17 protein-coding genes and 1 tRNA gene are annotated in these 16,459 nt (G+C 71.0%); 13 read left to right on the top strand and 5 right to left on the bottom strand.

From position 1 onward, the window contains the following. The first annotated feature begins 105 nt into the window (after positions 1-105). The 3 genes from ACZ4MU_RS03835 (at position 106) to ACZ4MU_RS03825 (ending at position 3,212) form a co-directional block, all read left to right on the top strand. The gene (locus ACZ4MU_RS03835; protein ID WP_467870448.1) at positions 106-321 is read left to right on the top strand and encodes a type II toxin-antitoxin system VapB family antitoxin; all 216 of its coding nucleotides are present in this window, start codon (positions 106-108) and stop codon (positions 319-321) included. Next, positions 318-740: a PIN domain-containing protein gene (locus ACZ4MU_RS03830; RefSeq protein WP_467870446.1), complete on the top strand. Its 423-nt coding sequence runs from the start codon at positions 318-320 to the stop codon at positions 738-740. The genes ACZ4MU_RS03835 and ACZ4MU_RS03830 overlap by 4 nt, the downstream gene beginning before the upstream one ends. Before the next feature lie 633 nt (positions 741-1,373). Beyond that, positions 1,374-3,212 (top strand): GmrSD restriction endonuclease domain-containing protein, encoded by a 1,839-nt coding sequence (locus tag ACZ4MU_RS03825; protein WP_467870444.1) that lies wholly within the window; start codon positions 1,374-1,376, stop codon positions 3,210-3,212. A gap of 110 nt (positions 3,213-3,322) precedes the next feature. On the opposite strand, the gene sigJ is transcribed toward ACZ4MU_RS03825, so the two are convergent. The 4 genes from sigJ to ACZ4MU_RS03805 form a co-directional block, all read right to left on the bottom strand. Beyond that, positions 3,323-4,228, bottom strand: coding sequence for an RNA polymerase sigma factor SigJ (gene sigJ / locus ACZ4MU_RS03820; protein ID WP_467870653.1), 906 nt, complete (start codon positions 4,226-4,228; stop codon positions 3,323-3,325). A gap of 5 nt (positions 4,229-4,233) precedes the next feature. After that, positions 4,234-5,010 (bottom strand): SDR family oxidoreductase, encoded by a 777-nt coding sequence (locus ACZ4MU_RS03815; protein WP_467870441.1) that lies wholly within the window; start codon positions 5,008-5,010, stop codon positions 4,234-4,236. A 286-nt stretch (positions 5,011-5,296) separates the two neighbouring features. Next, a complete protein-coding gene (locus ACZ4MU_RS03810; RefSeq protein WP_467870439.1) occupies positions 5,297-7,528 on the bottom strand; it encodes a terpene synthase family protein in 2,232 nt (743 codons plus the stop codon). 588 nt (positions 7,529-8,116) lie between these two features. After that, complete coding sequence (locus ACZ4MU_RS03805) at positions 8,117-9,748, bottom strand: helicase HerA-like domain-containing protein (protein ID WP_467870437.1); 1,632 nt, start codon at positions 9,746-9,748, stop codon at positions 8,117-8,119. A gap of 96 nt (positions 9,749-9,844) precedes the next feature. Between ACZ4MU_RS03805 and ACZ4MU_RS03800 the strand changes: the two genes are divergently transcribed. Both ACZ4MU_RS03800 and ACZ4MU_RS03795 read left to right on the top strand, forming a co-directional pair. Continuing rightward, complete coding sequence (locus ACZ4MU_RS03800) at positions 9,845-10,141, top strand: type II toxin-antitoxin system VapB family antitoxin (RefSeq protein ID WP_053725882.1); 297 nt, start codon at positions 9,845-9,847, stop codon at positions 10,139-10,141. 147 nt (positions 10,142-10,288) lie between these two features. Next, complete coding sequence (locus tag ACZ4MU_RS03795; RefSeq protein ID WP_467870435.1) at positions 10,289-10,936, top strand: LytR C-terminal domain-containing protein; 648 nt, start codon at positions 10,289-10,291, stop codon at positions 10,934-10,936. Between the two features lie 121 nt (positions 10,937-11,057). Here ACZ4MU_RS03795 and upp read toward each other — a convergent pair whose 3' ends face one another. Then, the gene (gene upp, locus ACZ4MU_RS03790; RefSeq protein WP_358836658.1) at positions 11,058-11,693 is read right to left on the bottom strand and encodes a uracil phosphoribosyltransferase; all 636 of its coding nucleotides are present in this window, start codon (positions 11,691-11,693) and stop codon (positions 11,058-11,060) included. 110 nt (positions 11,694-11,803) lie between these two features. Between upp and ACZ4MU_RS03785 the strand changes: the two genes are divergently transcribed. The 8 genes from ACZ4MU_RS03785 (at position 11,804) to ACZ4MU_RS03750 (ending at position 16,368) form a co-directional block, all read left to right on the top strand. After that, positions 11,804-11,998, top strand: coding sequence for a hypothetical protein (locus ACZ4MU_RS03785; protein WP_467870432.1), 195 nt, complete (start codon positions 11,804-11,806; stop codon positions 11,996-11,998). A gap of 123 nt (positions 11,999-12,121) precedes the next feature. Beyond that, positions 12,122-12,691, top strand: coding sequence for a tRNA adenosine deaminase-associated protein (locus ACZ4MU_RS03780; protein ID WP_467870430.1), 570 nt, complete (start codon positions 12,122-12,124; stop codon positions 12,689-12,691). Between the two features lie 44 nt (positions 12,692-12,735). Then, positions 12,736-13,164 carry a tRNA adenosine(34) deaminase TadA gene (gene tadA, locus ACZ4MU_RS03775; protein ID WP_467870428.1) on the top strand — a complete coding sequence of 143 codons (429 nt, stop codon included), beginning with the start codon at positions 12,736-12,738 and terminating at the stop codon, positions 13,162-13,164. 124 nt (positions 13,165-13,288) lie between these two features. Beyond that, positions 13,289-13,373 (top strand) — tRNA-Ser (locus ACZ4MU_RS03770). Positions 13,374-13,561: 188 nt separating this feature from the next. Then, on the top strand, positions 13,562-13,723 hold the full coding sequence (locus ACZ4MU_RS03765; RefSeq protein WP_467870425.1) for a hypothetical protein: 162 nt from the start codon (positions 13,562-13,564) through the stop codon (positions 13,721-13,723). A gap of 63 nt (positions 13,724-13,786) precedes the next feature. Beyond that, a complete protein-coding gene (locus ACZ4MU_RS03760; RefSeq protein ID WP_467870423.1) occupies positions 13,787-14,080 on the top strand; it encodes a Dabb family protein in 294 nt (97 codons plus the stop codon). Positions 14,081-14,316: 236 nt separating this feature from the next. Further along, positions 14,317-15,168: an RNA polymerase sigma factor SigF gene (locus tag ACZ4MU_RS03755; RefSeq protein ID WP_467870420.1), complete on the top strand. Its 852-nt coding sequence runs from the start codon at positions 14,317-14,319 to the stop codon at positions 15,166-15,168. A 234-nt stretch (positions 15,169-15,402) separates the two neighbouring features. Then, complete coding sequence (locus ACZ4MU_RS03750; RefSeq protein ID WP_467870418.1) at positions 15,403-16,368, top strand: RNA polymerase sigma factor SigF; 966 nt, start codon at positions 15,403-15,405, stop codon at positions 16,366-16,368. The last annotated feature ends 91 nt before the right edge of the window (positions 16,369-16,459 follow it).

Below are 16,459 nucleotides of genomic sequence, written 5' to 3'. Positions count from 1 at the left end.
CGCGAAGACCAGCCGGTGACCAGGCGGGGCCGGGGTCCCGGATGCCCCTGCGGAAGCACCTTGCGAGATATACTTGATCCCACATTTGATATCAGGGAGTCGCATATGAGCCGGACAGTCATCGACCTGGACGACGATCTGGTCGCGGACGTGGCGAAAGCTCTCGGGACGACCACGAAGAAGGAGACCGTCAACACCGCTCTTCGCGAGGTGCTGGAGAGTCGGCGTCGCGCTCTGGCGCTGGCCCGGCTGCGGTCCGCCGCGGGCGAGGGTGCGTTCGATCTGGAACTGTTCGAGAACAAGGAGAACTACCGGCGGTGAACGCGGCCCAGTTCCTGATCGACACCAGCGCGCTCGCGCGGTTCATGCGCGGGGACGCTGAGCAGTACGGGTGGGACCGGGCCGCCGCGGCGGGACTCATCGCGACCTGCCCGATCACCGAGCTCGAGTTCTTCTACAGCGCCCGGTCCACCGCCGACCGGGCGCGCGGCATCGAGGACATGCGGCTGATCTTCGGCTGGGTTGCCGTCGACGACCGCGCCTACGACCGCGCCTGGCAGGTCCAGGACGCCCTCACCAGGCAGGGCAAGCACCGGAGCGCCGGAGCGGTCGACCTGGTCGTCGCCGCGACCGCTGAGTTGCAGGGGCTCACCCTGCTCCATCGCGATCACGACTTCGAGTGCATCGCCGCAGTGACCGGGCAAGCCCTTCAGTGGTACGGCCCGGAGCACGGCAAGTAGGCGCCAGTGCCTCACCGGGCGCGATGTCGAAGGGCCCCACCATTCGCGGTGGGGCCCTTCTTCGTCGGTCCGTTGGCCAATGTCCGGAGTTCCCGTCACGCACAGGCAGCGGAGCCCTACACGTCGAACACCGAGGGCCCCTCCTGTCTCCGGCTCGTACCGGTGTTCCGCCCAGCGGGTCAGCGGGCTTCCTCGGCAGGCGTCCCGAAGACGGGCAGGGGGTGAGCGCCATCGACATCGAGCGGGTACGCCGGGCCAGCGTGTAGGCGTCGGAGATGCGGCCGCCGACCAGCATGTGCTCGAACGCCTCCAGGGACAGGGCCCGGCACCTCCCGATGCCCTCCTCCAGCGCGCCAGGCCCCCGTGATCGCGGAAGCCGCCCGTATCGACGCGCGCGTAGTACAGATCGTCGCGTACGGGCTTGCGCGGGCTCGGGGGCTGCTGGGGAGTGGTCCTCCGAGGGCCACCTGACCTGAGTGCTGTCGCCGCTGCACCGCGATCGTGTCCCGGCGGTGGTGGCCGCTGTTTTGCCGATCAGGCACCTGTCGTCGTGGCACACAGTAGTTTTCGGGTGACACGGAACGGCCGCCCTCGGGCGCCCCGCTGGTGACCGGCAGCCCCCAAGGAGCCAATATGGCCGATGAAGCGTTCAGCATCGACAAGCGACCGTTGAGGGACCTGCTGCAACAGGTCGCCGTCGGGAAGGCTCAACTCCCGGAGTTCCAGCGGGGATGGGTGTGGCCGTACCCGAACATCGCCAGTCTCCTCGCGTCGATCTCGCTGAGCTATCCCGTCGGCACCGTCATGTTGCTCAAGGCGGGCGGCGACGTCCGGTTCAAGTACCGGCCGATCGAGGGAGCCACACCGGTCGGGGAGCCCGAGCCCGATTCGCTGGTGCTCGACGGACAGCAGCGGCTGACGTCGCTGTTCCAGTCCCTGAAGCTGAGGGGTCCGGTGGTGACCCAGGACGCGCGCAGGCAACAGGTCTCGGGCTGGTTCTACGTCGACATGGTCCAGGCTCTCGACGAGAACAGCGACCGCGAGGACGCGATCAGGTTTCTGCCCGAAACACGCCAGGTCCGCAACTTCCGGGGCCAGGTCGTCGAGGACTACTCGACTCCCGAGCGTGAATACGAGTCGCTTCTCTTCCCGCTGCACGCGGTCTTCGACGGCGGCGACTGGGGCTACGCCTTCATCGCCCACTGGCAGAGCGATCCGGACAAGTTCAAGCTGTGGCGCGACTTCAACGACGCGTTCGTCCGCCCCTTCGACCGCTACCACGTACCGGTCATCGAACTCGGGCAGGCGACCCCGCGCCAGGCGGTGTGCCAGGTGTTCGAGAAGGTCAACACCGGCGGTGTCACCCTGACCGTCTTCGAGCTGCTGACCGCCACCTACGCGGCGGACGAGTTCGATCTGCGCAACCACTGGGAGCGGGAGTGCCGCCCCGCCTGGAAGGCACCGAAGTACCGCATCCTGCGCGAGGTTTCGAACACCGACTTCCTCCAGGCGGTCACCTTGCTGGCCACTGCCGAGCGACGACGGCACGAAGCCGAGCGCGGGACTGAGGAGGAGCGGCTGCCGCGCATCGGCTGCAAGCGCAGGGACATGCTGGCCCTCTCTCTCGAAGACTACGTACGGTTCGCACCGTCCGTCATCGCCGGATTCAAGGCCGCGGCGAAGTTCCTGCACCGGCAGTTCCTCTTCGACACGAAGTTCCTGCCCTACGGGACCCAGCTGATCCCGCTCGCCGCGATCTTCGCCCTGGCCGGGGACGCCGCGCAGAGCGCCGGGGCACAGGACAAGCTCGCCCGCTGGTACTGGTGCGGTGTGTTCGGGGAGCTGTACGGCGGCTCGACCGAAACCCGCTTCAGCCAGGATCTGCCGGACGTCGTCGACTGGATCCGCGAGGACGCGGCGGAGCCCCGGACCGTCACCACGGCACAGTTCGCCCCCGGGCGCCTTCTGACGCTCCGCACCCGCAACAGCGCGGCCTACAAGGGCATCTACGCCCTCCTGCTCAAGGCGGGCGCCATGGACTGGCGTACCGGGGAGAAAGCGGAGGTCGACGGCTACTTCGACGAGTCCATCGACATCCACCACATCTTCCCCAAGGCGTGGTGCGAAAAAGCCGGGCACTCCCCGGCCGTCTACAACTCGATCATCAACAAGACCCCGTTGACCGCCCGCACCAACAGGATTCTCGGAGGTGCGGCCCCGTCCGAGTACCTGACCCGCTTGGTCAAGGCAGCGGAGACCCCTCACGAGGGTGTCGCGGAACGTATCCGTTCCCATCTGACGGAACCGGAGCTCATGGTCACGGACGACTTCGACGGATTCTTCGATGCCCGGAGAGCGGCGCTGCTCCGCAGCATCTCGAACGCGATGGGCAAGCCGATCCCGATCGACGCGGGGAGCGCCGAGAAGCCGGACGACAGCGACGATCCAGCGGACGACACCGACGACATGTGAGCCCGAAGAGCCGCCCCGAGGTGCGTGGCCCCCACCCTCGGAGCGGCTCGGGTGTGAGGCGGCCCACCGGTCGTCATGGCACGAGCGGGCTTCCCCCAGGGCCGGAGAGGTCACGCCTCCGGTACGTGCATCAGCTTGTCCGGGTTGCGGATCGCGTCCACCGACGTGATCCGGCCGCCGTCCACGGTGATCGCCACGATCGTGCGGGCCCCGTCCCAGTGGTGCAGGGCCAGCCCCGGCGCCCCGTTGACGTGGGCGAGCCGCAGGCCGTCCGGCGGGACGTGCGCGCGGGTGAGGGCGACGATGCCGCGCGCCACGCTGTCCGCGCCGCGCACGATCCCGTGCAGCGCCGTCACCTTGCCGCCGCCGTCGCCGCGCCAGACCACCTCGGGGTCGAGCAGCGAGACCAGCCGCTCCAGATCCCCTTCCTGGCACGCCTTGCCGAAGGCGCTGACCAGCTCGCGCTGGCGGGCGTACCCGGCGGGGTGGTGCGGGCGGCTGGCGTCGACGTGGCGCCGGGCCCGGGAGGCCAGCTGCCGTACGGCCGCCGGGGTGCGGCCCACCACGCCCGCGACCTCCTCGAACGGCAGCCCGAACACGTCGTGCAGCAGGAACGCGGTGCGCTGGGCGGGTGACAGCTCGTCCAGGACGATCATCAGGGCCATCGACACCGACTCGTCCAGCGTCACCCGGTCGGCCGGATCCTGCTCCTCCGGCGCGTGCTCCACCAGCGGCTCGGGCAGCCAGGTGCCGACGTACCGCTCGCGCCGCACGCGCGCGCTGCCCAGCGCGTCCAGGGCGAGCCGGCCCACGGTCGTGGTCAGCCAGGCGCGCAGATCGCGGACCGCGCCGGGGTCCTCAAGGCCCCGCAGCCGCAGCCACGCCTCCTGGACGCAGTCCTCCGCCTCCGCCAGGCACCCCGTCGTCGTATAGGCGACCCGCAGCAGCCGGGGCCGCTCCCGCTCGAAGGCCCGGGCCAGTCCGTCCTCCCCGGACAGCGGACCGCGCCCGGTCACCGCGCTCACCGCGACCCCGCGACGCTCGCCCAGACCTGCTCGGTCCGCAGCCACTCCCCGAACGACATGGTGCCGCGCACGTCCGGCCGCTCGATGGTGAGCGCGCCCGCCCGCAGCGCCTGCCCCGTCCGGCCGGGCAGCGGCACCGGCATCAGGACGGCCCTGCGCCCGGTGACCGCCCGCCACACCCGGGCCATCTCGCGCACATCGGTGTCCTCCGGCCCGCAGATCTCGATCCGCCCCCGGTGCGGCACCCCCTCGGCCACGTCCGCGACCACCCACGCGGCCTCCATACAGGCGACCGTGCGCAACCGCGCCCGGGGCACCGGCACCACCCCCCACTTGGCGGCCGACGCCAGCGCCGAGGCGAGCAGTTCGTGGAACTGGGTGGCCCGCACGATCGTCCAGGGCACCCTGCCCTCCCGTACGACCCACTCCTGTTCGGCCTTGACCTGCAAATATCCCATCGGCACCATGTCGCAGCCCACGATCGAGACGCAGACGTGGTGCTGGACGCCCACGGCCCGCGCGGCGGCGAGCAGCCGCCGCGTCCCGTCCACGAGCGTGCGGGACGCCCCCTTGGACGACCCGTGGGCGTTGGAGGCGTCCACCACGACGTCGCACCCCGCAAGGGCGTCGATCAGCCCCTCCCCGGTGGTCAGGTCGACCGGGTACTCCCGGGACCTGCGGCTCAGCACCCGTACGCGGTGCCCCCGCGTACGCAGCTCCTCGGCGACGCGGCTTCCCAGCGTCCCCGTCCCTCCCGCAATGGCGATGTCCATGTCCCTAGGACGACGCGCCGGGCCCGGATGTGACAAGGGCGTACCGGCCCTTGAGTCCGAAAGCAGACGTCCGGCTGACTGTGCAGTGCACCGGGTGTCTCGGAGCGCCCCTCGGGCTCCGGCCGGACGGTCGAACGGGCCACGTCGAGGTGGTCGCCGGCGCGCGCCCGGAGGCGGCGGGGCAGGTCGCCGTACCCGTTCGCCGGCGTCTCGTCGGCGACCACCACATGGCTGCCCGCGGCCGAGGGCCCCGGTCCGTGGTCATGGGCCCGTACGGCCGAGTCGGTCACGCCCCCGGCGGCCCCGCCACCGGAGCCGCGGAGGGCCGCGCCACGCGCTGGGCCAGCCGGAGCGCGGCGGTGCCGGGGCCGGTGGCGGAGAGCGCCGAGGGGACCGTGTTCGGCAGCGACCCGCCCCGCAGCGCCTCCTCGCCGTAGCGGCGCGTGCCCCGGTGCCAGTGGAGGATCCCGGCGATCCAGTCCTCCCACTCCCCGAGGTACGCCTCCAGCGCCCCCCGGCCGTCCGCGTCGAGCGCGAACTCCTCGTACAGCAGCGGGATCGCGTGCTCCCTCAGGTGCTGGAACTGGCGCAGCCGGGAGCGCACGAGGTCGTCGACGACGCGTACGGCCGCCGGGTAGTCGCAGTCGAAGAAGCGCTGCGTCACCAGCAGCAGGTTGTGCACCTCACCCTCGAACTCGATCTCCTTCTGGTACGAGAAGAAGTCGTTGATCAGCATCCCGTAGTCCATGACGGCGTTCTCCAGGGCCGTCATCGTGCTCGACCGGAACAGCGCCTCGGGCAGCGCGTCGGCGTGCCGCATCCTGCCCAGGGCGGCGGTGAGGTGGGAGCCGAAGGTGAACCGGCGCATCTCCAGGTAGTCGACGGGGTCGGGGACCCGGTGCTGGAGCTGGTTCAGCAGCTCCCACAGCCAGCTCTCCAGCATCGCCTCCACCGCGTTCCGGAAACCCTGCCGTCCCCGAGGCGACATCGGGCGCGCCGTGCGCTCCCACAGATCGGCGAGCGACCGTTCCATCGGGGTCACCGCGTCCGCCGCCCCGGCCGCCGGATCCACCGGGTCCATCACCCGCAGCAGCCGCTCATGCGCCAGGCGCGCCCCGGCGAGGTCGCCCGAACGCCCGTACCGCAGCGGGTAGTAGTCGTCCCCGTACGTCCCCCAGGTCAGCCACTCGGCGTGCAGTTCCAGCTCCTCGGGGGTGGCGTCGGGGTCGAGGCCGGCCGAGCAGAGCGCGAAGTCGTAGCCGAGGAGTTTCTGCTCGTCCCAGATGTCGTCGAGCAAGCCGTGCCGGGCCGCCCAGGCGACGGACCGTCGTTGGGCGTCCTTCCAGTGCGGGCTGAGCGTCAGCGCGAAGGGGATGTCGAAGTCGGGGAGCAGGGACGGTCCGACGCGCTGGAACGGCGCATGGGTGTGGCTGCGCAGCCGGGCCGCCGCGGGGCGCCCGAAGAGGTTCCTGATGTCCAGCGCGGAGGTGCCCAGCACCCCGTCGGCCCTCGGACCGCGCCCGCGCGCCTCCTCGTTCATGTACCGGCTGGAGCGCATGTGCCACTCGTGGCCGCCGGACTGCCAGTCCTGGAGGCCCTTCACGTACGCGGCGATCCGCGCGCACTCCTCGGGGCCGAGCCCCTGGTCCAGGCAGAGCGCCGGGACCTCGGTGATCGCGGTGTTCTCGAACTGCTGGAGCCGGGAGGTGAGCAGGTCGTTGACGGTCTCGGCGGCCTCCTGGGTGGTGCACCCCAGGAACGTCTCCAGGACGAGGACGCCGTTGCTCAGCTCGCCCTCGTCCTCCACCTCCCGCTGGTAGGAGAAGAGGTCGTTGCGCAGATGGACACCGTCCGCGAACGCGTCGGTGAGCACGCGCAGGGGGCGGGAGGAGGCCACGGAGGCGGGGAGTTCGGCGCTCGCCGCGTACTCGACGATCCCCGCCGACCAGGGGGCGCCGCCGACTTTCCGGCGCATCTCGATGTACTCGACGGGGTTGGCGATCCGCCCTTCGTCGATGTTGACGAGCTCCCACATCGACTCGTCGAGGAGGTTGCGGGTGGACTCGGCGAACCGTTCCCGCCAGCCGTAGGACATCCCCGGCACGGTCCGCGCCCACAGGTCGGCGAGGCCCGCCTCCACCGGGTTGCGGGGCTCGGGGAAGCCGTCCGCGAGGTCCATCGGCATGAACGCCGGCAGCCGGTCCAGATACGCGCGCGCCCCCTTGAGGTCCTGGGTGCGCTTGAACTCCTCCAGGAAGTGGTCGTCGAAGAAGAACACCCATACGTACCAGTCGGTGACGAGGGAGAGGGCCTCGGCGTCGCAGTCGGGGTGGGTGTACGAGCACAGCAGGGCGTAGTCGTGGGCGTCGAGGTCGCTCTGCTCCCAGACCCCGGATCCCTCCAGCATGCCCTGCTCACGGGCCCACGCGCGGGAGTGGGTGCGGGCGGCCTCCAGATGGGGGTTGAGCCGGGCCGGATACGGCATGTAGAAGTCCGGCAGAACGAACGGCTGCGTCACGGGTTCCCCTTCTGCTGCCACCAGTTGGTCGGGCCAGCACTACCCGGGGGGCGGTCAGTCAGTCCGGGGGACGGCCGAGGTCATACGAACGTGTGACTTCCCCCCGAACCGCGAACACCCGTCCCGGGTGCGGGGTTTGAGCCCGGGGTTCGTCTGCGGGTGGGTGATGGGTTGCTCGCGCAGCTCCCCGCGCCCCTGTCGGGCCCGGATGCCGTCTGCGGGACGGTGGGCGGTTGCTCGCGCCGTTCCCCGCGCCCCTTCAGGGCCCGGTGGTCGTCTGCGGGTTGTCTGTGGCCGAGCACGCAGTTCCCCGCGCCCCTGACTGCCTAGGGGCGCGGGGAACTGCGCGAGCAACCCAGCACGGTCCGCAGACGAACAGGGTGTTGGGGGCGCGGGGAACTGCGCGACCAGCCCACCACGGTCCGCAGACGAAGACCGGGCCCGGTAGGGGCGCGGGGAACTGCGCGACCGGCCCCCCGCCGGGCCGCAGGTGACGGGCCGGGGTCGGGGCGCAGTCCCGCTGGGGTGTGGGGTGTCCCCCGCCCCCGGAGGGTTTGGGGAAGGGGCGGGGTGGGGGATCCCCGCCGGTCAGCGACGTCGCCGCGTCCCGAACAGCGAGCGCGTGATCTCCCGCCCCAACTGCGCCCCCACAGACCGCGCCAACGACCGAAACACCCCACTCCCCACCACCTGCTCAGCCACCGACTTCTCCCCCTTCTCCCCCTTCCCCCGCACCACCTCCGGCGCCCCCGCCCCCGCCCCCAACTTCTCGAACGCCGACTCCCGATCCACCGCCTCCCCGTACCTCCCGTACAGCGGCGAAGCCCGCACCACCCGGTCGAGCTCCTCCGTCGGCACCGGCCCCATCAGCGACCCCGGCGCCCGCAACCGCGTGGCCGCCACCGGTGTCGGCGCGCCCTTCTCGCTCAGGACCGTGATCACCGCCTCGCCCGTACCGAGCCCGGTGAGCACCTCCTCCAGGTCGTACGGCGACTTCGGAAACGTCCGTACCGTCGCCCGCAGCGCCTTCTCGTCGTCCGGAGTGAACGCCCGCAGCGCGTGCTGCACCCGGTTGCCGAGCTGGGCCAGCACATCGGAGGGCACGTCCTTCGGCGTCTGCGTCACAAAGAAGACCCCGACCCCCTTGGAACGGATCAGCCGCACCGTCTGGGTGATCGACTCCAGGAACGCCTTCGACGCCCCGCTGAACAGCAGATGCGCCTCGTCGAAGAAGAAGACCAGCTTGGGCCGGTCCACGTCCCCCACCTCCGGCAGCCCGTTGAAGAGCTCCGCCAGCAGCCACATCAGGAAGGTCGAGAAGAGCTGGGGCTTGTCCTGGACGGCCGGCAGCTCCAGTACGGACACCAGCCCCCGCCCGTCCGGCGCGAGCCGCAGCAGCTCGCTCACGTCGAACTCCGGCTCGCCGAAGAACTGGTTCGCGCCCTGCTGCTCGAACGCCGTGATCGCCCGCAGGATCACCCCGGCGGTCACCGACGACAGCCCGCCGATCCCCTTCAGCTCCGGCTTGCCCGCGTCGGAGACGAGGAAGGCGGCGACCGCCTTGAGGTCCTTGAGGTCGTACAGCTCGAGGCCCTTGGAGTCGGCGTAGTGGAAGATCAGGCCGAGCGACTGCTCCTGGGTCTGGTTGAGCTGGAGCACCTTGGACAGCAGCACCGGCCCGAAGCCGGTGACGGTGGCGCGCACCGGGACGCCGGTGCCGATCCCGCCGAGCGCGTAGAACTCGCAGGGGAAGCCGGCCGCCTCCCACTCCTGGCCCACCTCCGCCGCCCGCCGGCGCACCCTCTCGTTGTCCTGGCCGGGCGCGGAGATCCCGGAGACATCGCCCTTCACATCGGCGAGGAAGACCGGCACGCCGTTGGCGGACAGCTGCTCGGTGATGAGCTGGAGCGTCTTGGTCTTGCCGGTGCCGGTGGCCCCGGCGACCAGGCCGTGCCGGTTGAGCACGGCGAGCGGGATACGGACCGGCGCGCCCGGGTGGCAGTGCCCCTCCCAGAGCGCGGCGCCGAGCTCCAGGGCGGGGCCGGTGAAGGAGTACCCGGTGGCGATCTCGGCGACGGGGGGAGGCAGGGCGACGGAGGAGGCGTCACCGGGAGGGGGCGGGGCGGAGCCCGGCGAGGCGGCGCCGGGAGAGGGAGCGCCCGGAGAGGCGGCGCCGGAGGGAGCTTCGGAGCCCGCGGCGGCGTCGTCGCTGTCGGTCATGGCGAGCCCCCAATGTCGGGAATGCGGCACTTGCCCAAGGATCGCACTCACGCACCATGGCTGCGCCCGGAGCCGCTTGCCCGGTAGGCTTTCCGTGTGATCTTCAAGCGCATCGGAAGCGGGCGGCCGTACCCCGACCACGGCCGGGAAAGCACCCGGCAGTGGGCGGACGTCGCGCCGCGCCCGGTCCGGCTCGATCAGCTCGTCACCACGAAGGGCCAGCTCGACCTGGAGACCCTCCTCGCGGAGGACTCCACGTTCTACGGCGACCTCTTCGCGCACGTCGTCAAGTGGCAGGGCGACCTCTACCTGGAGGACGGCCTGCACCGGGCGGTACGGGCGGCGCTCCAGCAGCGCCAGGTGCTGCACGCGCGCGTCCTGGAAATGGACTGACGGGCCCGGCCCGGACACCCCTCAAGGGCCCGGACACCTCGTACGGACCGAGCCGTACTGATCCTTTCGGGCTCTTTACCGCTCATACGGGCGCTATCCATTGATCATTTAGTAGGCATCGCCACCGGGCCGCACTACGCTGCGCACATGAGCATGCTCACTCCCCCCGGCATGGGCGGAAAGTACCGCATCACGGGCGACAAGTACCCGCGGATGCGTCGCCCCCGCCGACGCGGCCGGCTTCTGCTCGCGGCCGTCGCCGCCGTCGTGGTCCTCGGGCTGATCGGCTGGGGGACGGTCCAGCTCATCGACGTCTTCGGTGGGTCGGACAGCGCGAAGAAGAAGACGGCGGGCGCGAAGCACGACTGCGCGCCCAGTCCATCCCCCTCGCCCTCCCCCTCCGCCGCCCCCGCTGCGGCCGCCGCGCTGCCCAAACCCGCCCAGATCACCGTGAACGTCTACAACGCGACGCCACGGGGCGGGCTGGCCAAGGACACGGCGGACGAGCTGAAGAAGCGCGGCTTCGCCATCGGCAAGGTGGGCAATGCACCGGCCGAGTACGACAAGAAGGTCACCGGGAACGGGATACTGCTGGGCGCGCCCGGGGCGACCCGGGGTGCCTTCTCCGTCCTCGGCACGCAGCTGAAGGGCGCGGCCCAGAAGACGGACGCGCGGACGACGCCGGACGTCGACCTCATCCTGGGCTCCACCTTCCAGGCGCTGGACCCCGCCCCGCAGGCGGCGACGGCCCTGTCGGCCCTGGGCAAGCCGCTGCCGGCCCCCACGAAGTGTTAGAGCGGGCTCCCACGTCGAGCGACACGCCGTGGCCGGGCGCCACGGCGTGCGCGTACAAGCAGAAGGCCCCCCGGGACAACCCGGGGGGCCTCCCGGGTCGCCCCGGGCACATCTCGTTCGGCTAGTCGGCCGTGCCGTACATGCGGTCCCCCGCGTCCCCCAGCCCCGGCACGATGTAGCCGTGCTCGTTGAGCCGCTCGTCCACCGACGCCGTCACCACCGTCACCGGCGTCCCCGCCAGCTCCCGCTCCATGACCTCGACGCCCTCGGGCGCCGCCAGCAGGACGACCGCCGTCACGTCGTCCGCGCCGCGCCGGATGAGCTCCTTGATCGCGGCGACCAGCGTGCCGCCGGTGGCCAGCATCGGGTCCAGGACGTACACCTGGCGGCCCGAGAGGTCCTCCGGCATGCGCGTCGCGTACGTGGAGGCCTCCAGGGTCTCCTCGTTGCGGATCATGCCGAGGAAGCCCACCTCGGCGGTCGGCAGCAGACGCACCATGCCGTCCAGCATGCCGAGGCCCGCCCGCAGGATCGGGACGACCAGCGGGCGCGGATACGACAGCTTCACGCCCGTCGTCGGGGTCACCGGGGTCTCGATGTCGACCTGCTCGGTGCGCACGTCGCGCGTGGCCTCGTACGCGAGCAGGGTGACCAGCTCGTCGGCGAGGCGCCGGAAGGTCGGCGAGTCGGTGCGCTTGTCGCGCAGGGTGGTGAGCTTGTGGGCGACCAGGGGGTGGTCGACGACGTGGAGACGCATAACCCCACAGTAACCGGGCCGAAGGCCCGCCCGCGCCGCGAGCGCTGGCATCAAACCACCCACCCGGGGGAAGGTGGGAGGGACTGACACACCCGGGGCGGTGCCCACTCATGACGGACAAGCAGCACGACAGGGACGAAAAGGCCGGCGAGCGGCCCGAGACCGACGCCGAGCGGCGGCGCCGGCGCGCCCAGTTCCTGCGCGAGCTGCACGAGGCCAAGGCCCTGCGCGACCGCGTCCAGCCCCGCCGCGCCCGCGCGGCCCGTATGCGCCAGGCCATGCGCATGCGAACCTTCCGCTGGTGACCCGAGAACCGGACCAGTGGAGCGCCGGGAGAAACGCAACCGCGGAAGAACTCTCGCAACGGCGTTGTTTCTGCAACGATTCCAGGGAAGCCACGGCCGGGGGGACCCCCAACCGGCACGCCTATGACCAGTGGGAGAGTCACGGTGTACTTCGCCGCACTGCTCGCGCGCACCGAAGACGGGTGGGAAGCGAGCGATACGGAGCTCGACGATGTGGAGACCCTCGCCGATCTCGCCGACCTGGCCCGGGAGGCCACGGCCGACGGGGCCGACGACACGGTGCTCGTCTTCATCGAGCAGGAGGACGTCTGGTTCGGCGTCGTCCGGGTGGACGGTGAGGAGGACCCGCGCATCTACGTCTCCAACGCCGCAGCCGCCGCCCGTTCCTCGTACGGGGAGATCCTCCTCACCGACGAACTGCTCGGCCGGGATCCGGCCGCCGAGGACAGCGCCGCCGATCTGGACGCGCTGGACCTCGACGGCACGGAGGACGGCGACCTCGAAGAACAGGAGGACCCGGACGACGAAGCCGTGGAGGCCCTCGACCCGGTGCCCGCGGGCCCGGTCGGGGACACCGCGATCCTCGCCGACCTCGGCGTGAGCGAGGGCCAGCTGCTCACGCTCGACTCGGACGCGCTGGTGGAGATCGCCGACGTGCTCGGAGCGGCCGAGGTGCTGGAGGCCGTGCGCTAGTGGTCCGGGCGCACGATCCCGTACGCGACCCCTGGGCGGAGCCCATGCGCACCGCCCTTGGGGAGGCCGGGCGGGCCGCGCTGGCCGGTGACGTGCCGGTCGGCGCCGTCGTGCTGTCCGCGGCCGGCGAGGTGCTCGCCACCGCCCACAACGAGCGCGAGATCACCGGCGACCCCACCGGGCACGCGGAGATCCTCGCGCTGCGGCGGGCGGCCCACAGGACCGGCGCGTGGCGGCTGACCGGGTGCACGCTCGTGGTGACCCTGGAGCCGTGCGTCATGTGCGCGGGCGCGCTGGTGCAGTCCCGGGTCGAACGGGTCGTGTACGGGGCGCGCGACGAGAAGGCGGGCGCGGCCGGGTCCCTCTGGGACCTGGTGCGCGACCGGCGCCTCAACCACCGCCCCGAGGTGATCCAGGGCGTCCTGGAAGAGGAGTGCTCCCGTCAGCTGACGGCGTTCTTCCGGGAGCGCTGAGGGGCCGTCGGCCGGGCCCGGACGGGTCCCGGGCAGGGCTCCGGAAGGCCCGTGACCCACGTCTCACCCCGGTCGCCGCACACGGATTTCAAACCACGGCCCACCTTGGGCTAAGCTCTCTCTCGGTAGCGTGTCCGAGCGGCCGAAGGAGCTCGCCTCGAAAGCGAGTGTGGCGCAAGTCACCGAGGGTTCAAATCCCTCCGCTACCGCTCTTGGAAGGGCCCCGGCATCGTCGGGGCCCTTCTTGCGTCCCCAGGAGGCCGCGACGCCCGTGGGCCGTGGTGCCCGTGGGCCGTGCGGGTCCGTGCGAACAAGGTGGGGACGGGGGAACAGGTGTTGGTTAGACTCACGCGAGCGCACAGGGGAGCACAGGGGATCCGGGGGAGGGTGCACGCACGTGGACGTGAAGAAGGTGCTGCTCTACTGCGCGGTCGTCTTCGTCCTGTACACGATCATCACCTCGCCCGTGGAGGCCGCGGGGATGGTCCAGACGGGGTTCGTGGGGATCTCGTCCGCCGCCAAGGGCATCGGCGAGTTCATGACCGAACTGGTCCGCTGAGCCGCACCGCACCCTCGTACGATCGGCGCGGGCGCTGACACGTACGTACGGCAAGGAGCACACATGATCCGCCATCTGGTCCTCTTCAAGCTCAACGAGGGCGTGGCCCGCGACGAGGCGCGGGTGGCCGCCGGCGTGAAGGCGTTCGAGGAACTGGACGGGCTCGTCCCCGAGCTGCGGTTCTGGGAGTGCGCCTGGAACATCACCGACCGGCCCATCGCGTACGACTTCGCCATCAACTCGGCGGTCGAGGACGCGGAGGCGCTGAAGCGCTACCTGGAGCACCCGGCCCACCAGGCGGCGGCCGCGCAGTGGCGCGAGTTCGCCACGTGGGTGATCGCCGACTACCCGTTCTGACCGGTCGCGCGACAGGGCCCCGCACCACCGGGCGCGGGGCCTTTCGCATGCCCCGGGACGGGCGCCGGGTGGGGTTTATGCCCAACTTGCCCCCAACACGTGGTTATACGGTGCTTGCACACAGTGGACATGTCTTGTGATGCTATGACCGCTTTTGACGGATGAGTCGACGATGGTTCGACCGAAGTTGACCGCGACCTTGACCACGCAGTGACCTCAAAGGGGTGGCGTTGACCGTGCCGGCCAGTACCGCACCTCAAGTGCCGCCCCAGAACGAGCCCCACGAGGCCGCCGAGGGCCACCGGGCCCCCGTACGCACCAGCACCCGGGGCGCGGACACCCGGGCGCTCACCCAGGTGCTCTTCGGGCAGCTCAAGGGCCTGGAGCCGGGCACGCCGGAGCACCACCGGGTGCGCGGGGCACTGATCGAGGCGAACCTGCCGCTGGTGCGGTACGCGGCGGCGCGGTTCCGCTCCCGCAACGAGCCGATGGAGGACGTGGTCCAGGTCGGCACGATCGGTCTGATCAACGCCATCGACCGCTTCGACCCGGAGCGCGGGGTGCAGTTCCCCACCTTCGCCATGCCGACGGTGGTGGGCGAGATCAAGCGGTACTTCCGCGACAACGTCCGCACCGTCCACGTCCCGCGCCGCCTCCACGAGCTGTGGGTGCAGGTCAACGGGGCCACCGAGGACCTGACGACCCTGCACGGCCGCTCGCCCACGACCGCCGAGATCGCCGACCGGCTGAAGATCGGCGAGGACGAGGTGCTCGCCTGCATCGAGGCCGGCCGCTCGTACCACGCGACTTCCCTGGAGGCGGCCCAGGAGGGCGACGGCCTGCCGGGCCTGCTCGACCGCTTGGGGTACGAGGACCCGGCGCTGGCGGGCGTGGAGCACCGGGACCTGGTCCGCCACCTCCTCGTACAGCTGCCCGAACGCGAGCAGCGGATCCTGATGCTGCGCTACTACAGCAATCTGACGCAGTCCCAGATCAGCCAGGAGCTGGGGGTGTCCCAGATGCACGTCTCCAGGCTGCTGGCCAGGAGCTTCGCCCGGTTGCGATCCGCAAATCGAATCGAGGCGTAACCGGATCGGGTGATCCACCTTTGGGTGAACAATCCGAGGGTGAAAACCGCACACCCCCTGCTAACTGCGCGTATCCGCCCCGCACTTGTCGACATGTCACTACAGCGTGTTGCCGACATGTGACATTCTGCTGGAACCGCGTTTGCCGCAGCTCCGCCTCCGGTATTCAGGTGGAGGCTGCGTTCCTCCGATGGTCGTGGCCACCGCGACCGTCCGCGACCTCAAGGGGGTGGCATGTCCGCAGAACAGGGCAGCTCAAAGGTGCAGGTACTGACGCTCATGAAGAGCGTGCCCGCGCCCGATGTGCCGATGAGCTCGGAAATCATCGACATCTGCGCCGTGCCCGGCTCCCCCGAGGCGCTCGACTCCGCGGGCCCCACGGCCCCCCTCACCGCCCCCCGGCGGGAGGCAGCGGGCACGACGGGCTCCCCCGAACCGCTGGACACCCGCACGCTGTCCCGCTCCCTGTTCCTGCGGCTGGCCGCGCTGGGCAGCGCGGAGAGCCCGGAGCGTACATACGTACGCGACACCCTGATCGAGCTCAACCTGCCCCTGGTGCGCTACGCGGCGGCCCGGTTCCGCTCGCGCAACGAGCCGATGGAGGACATCGTCCAGGTCGGCACGATCGGCCTGATCAAGGCGATCGACCGCTTCGACTGCGAGCGGGGCGTGGAGTTCCCGACCTTCGCGATGCCGACGGTGGTCGGTGAGATCAAGCGCTTCTTCCGCGACACCTCGTGGTCGGTACGGGTCCCGCGCCGCCTCCAGGAGCTGCGCCTGGCCCTGACCAAGGCCAGCGACGAGCTGGCCCAGAAGCTCGACCGCTCCCCGACGGTGCCGGAGCTGGCGGCGGTCCTCGGCGTCTCGGAAGAGGACGTGGTGGACGGCCTCGCGGTCGGCAACGCGTACACGGCCTCCTCGCTCGACTCCCCCTCCCCCGAGGACGACGGCGGCGAGGGCTCCCTCGCGGACCGCCTCGGCTACGAGGACGCGGCACTCGAGGGCGTGGAGTACCGCGAGTCCCTCAAGCCGCTCCTGGCCAAACTCCCCCCGCGCGAACGCCAGATCATCATGCTCCGCTTCTTCGCGAACATGACCCAGTCCCAGATCGGCGAGGAGGTCGGCATCTCCCAGATGCACGTCTCCCGCCTCCTGACGAGGACGCTGGCGCAACTGCGGGAGGGGTTGATCGCGGACTAGGGGGCGACTCCTGGGGGTCCCGGGCCACTCGGTCGCCCGGGGCCGGGCCAACTCCTGGGTGTCCCAGGCGCCCGGGCCTCCGGTTGCCCGG

This window comes from Streptomyces sp. NPDC026377, from assembly GCF_055567715.1.
Note: the sequence above shows the minus strand (reverse complement) of the source record. Positions and strands in the feature narration are given on the sequence as shown.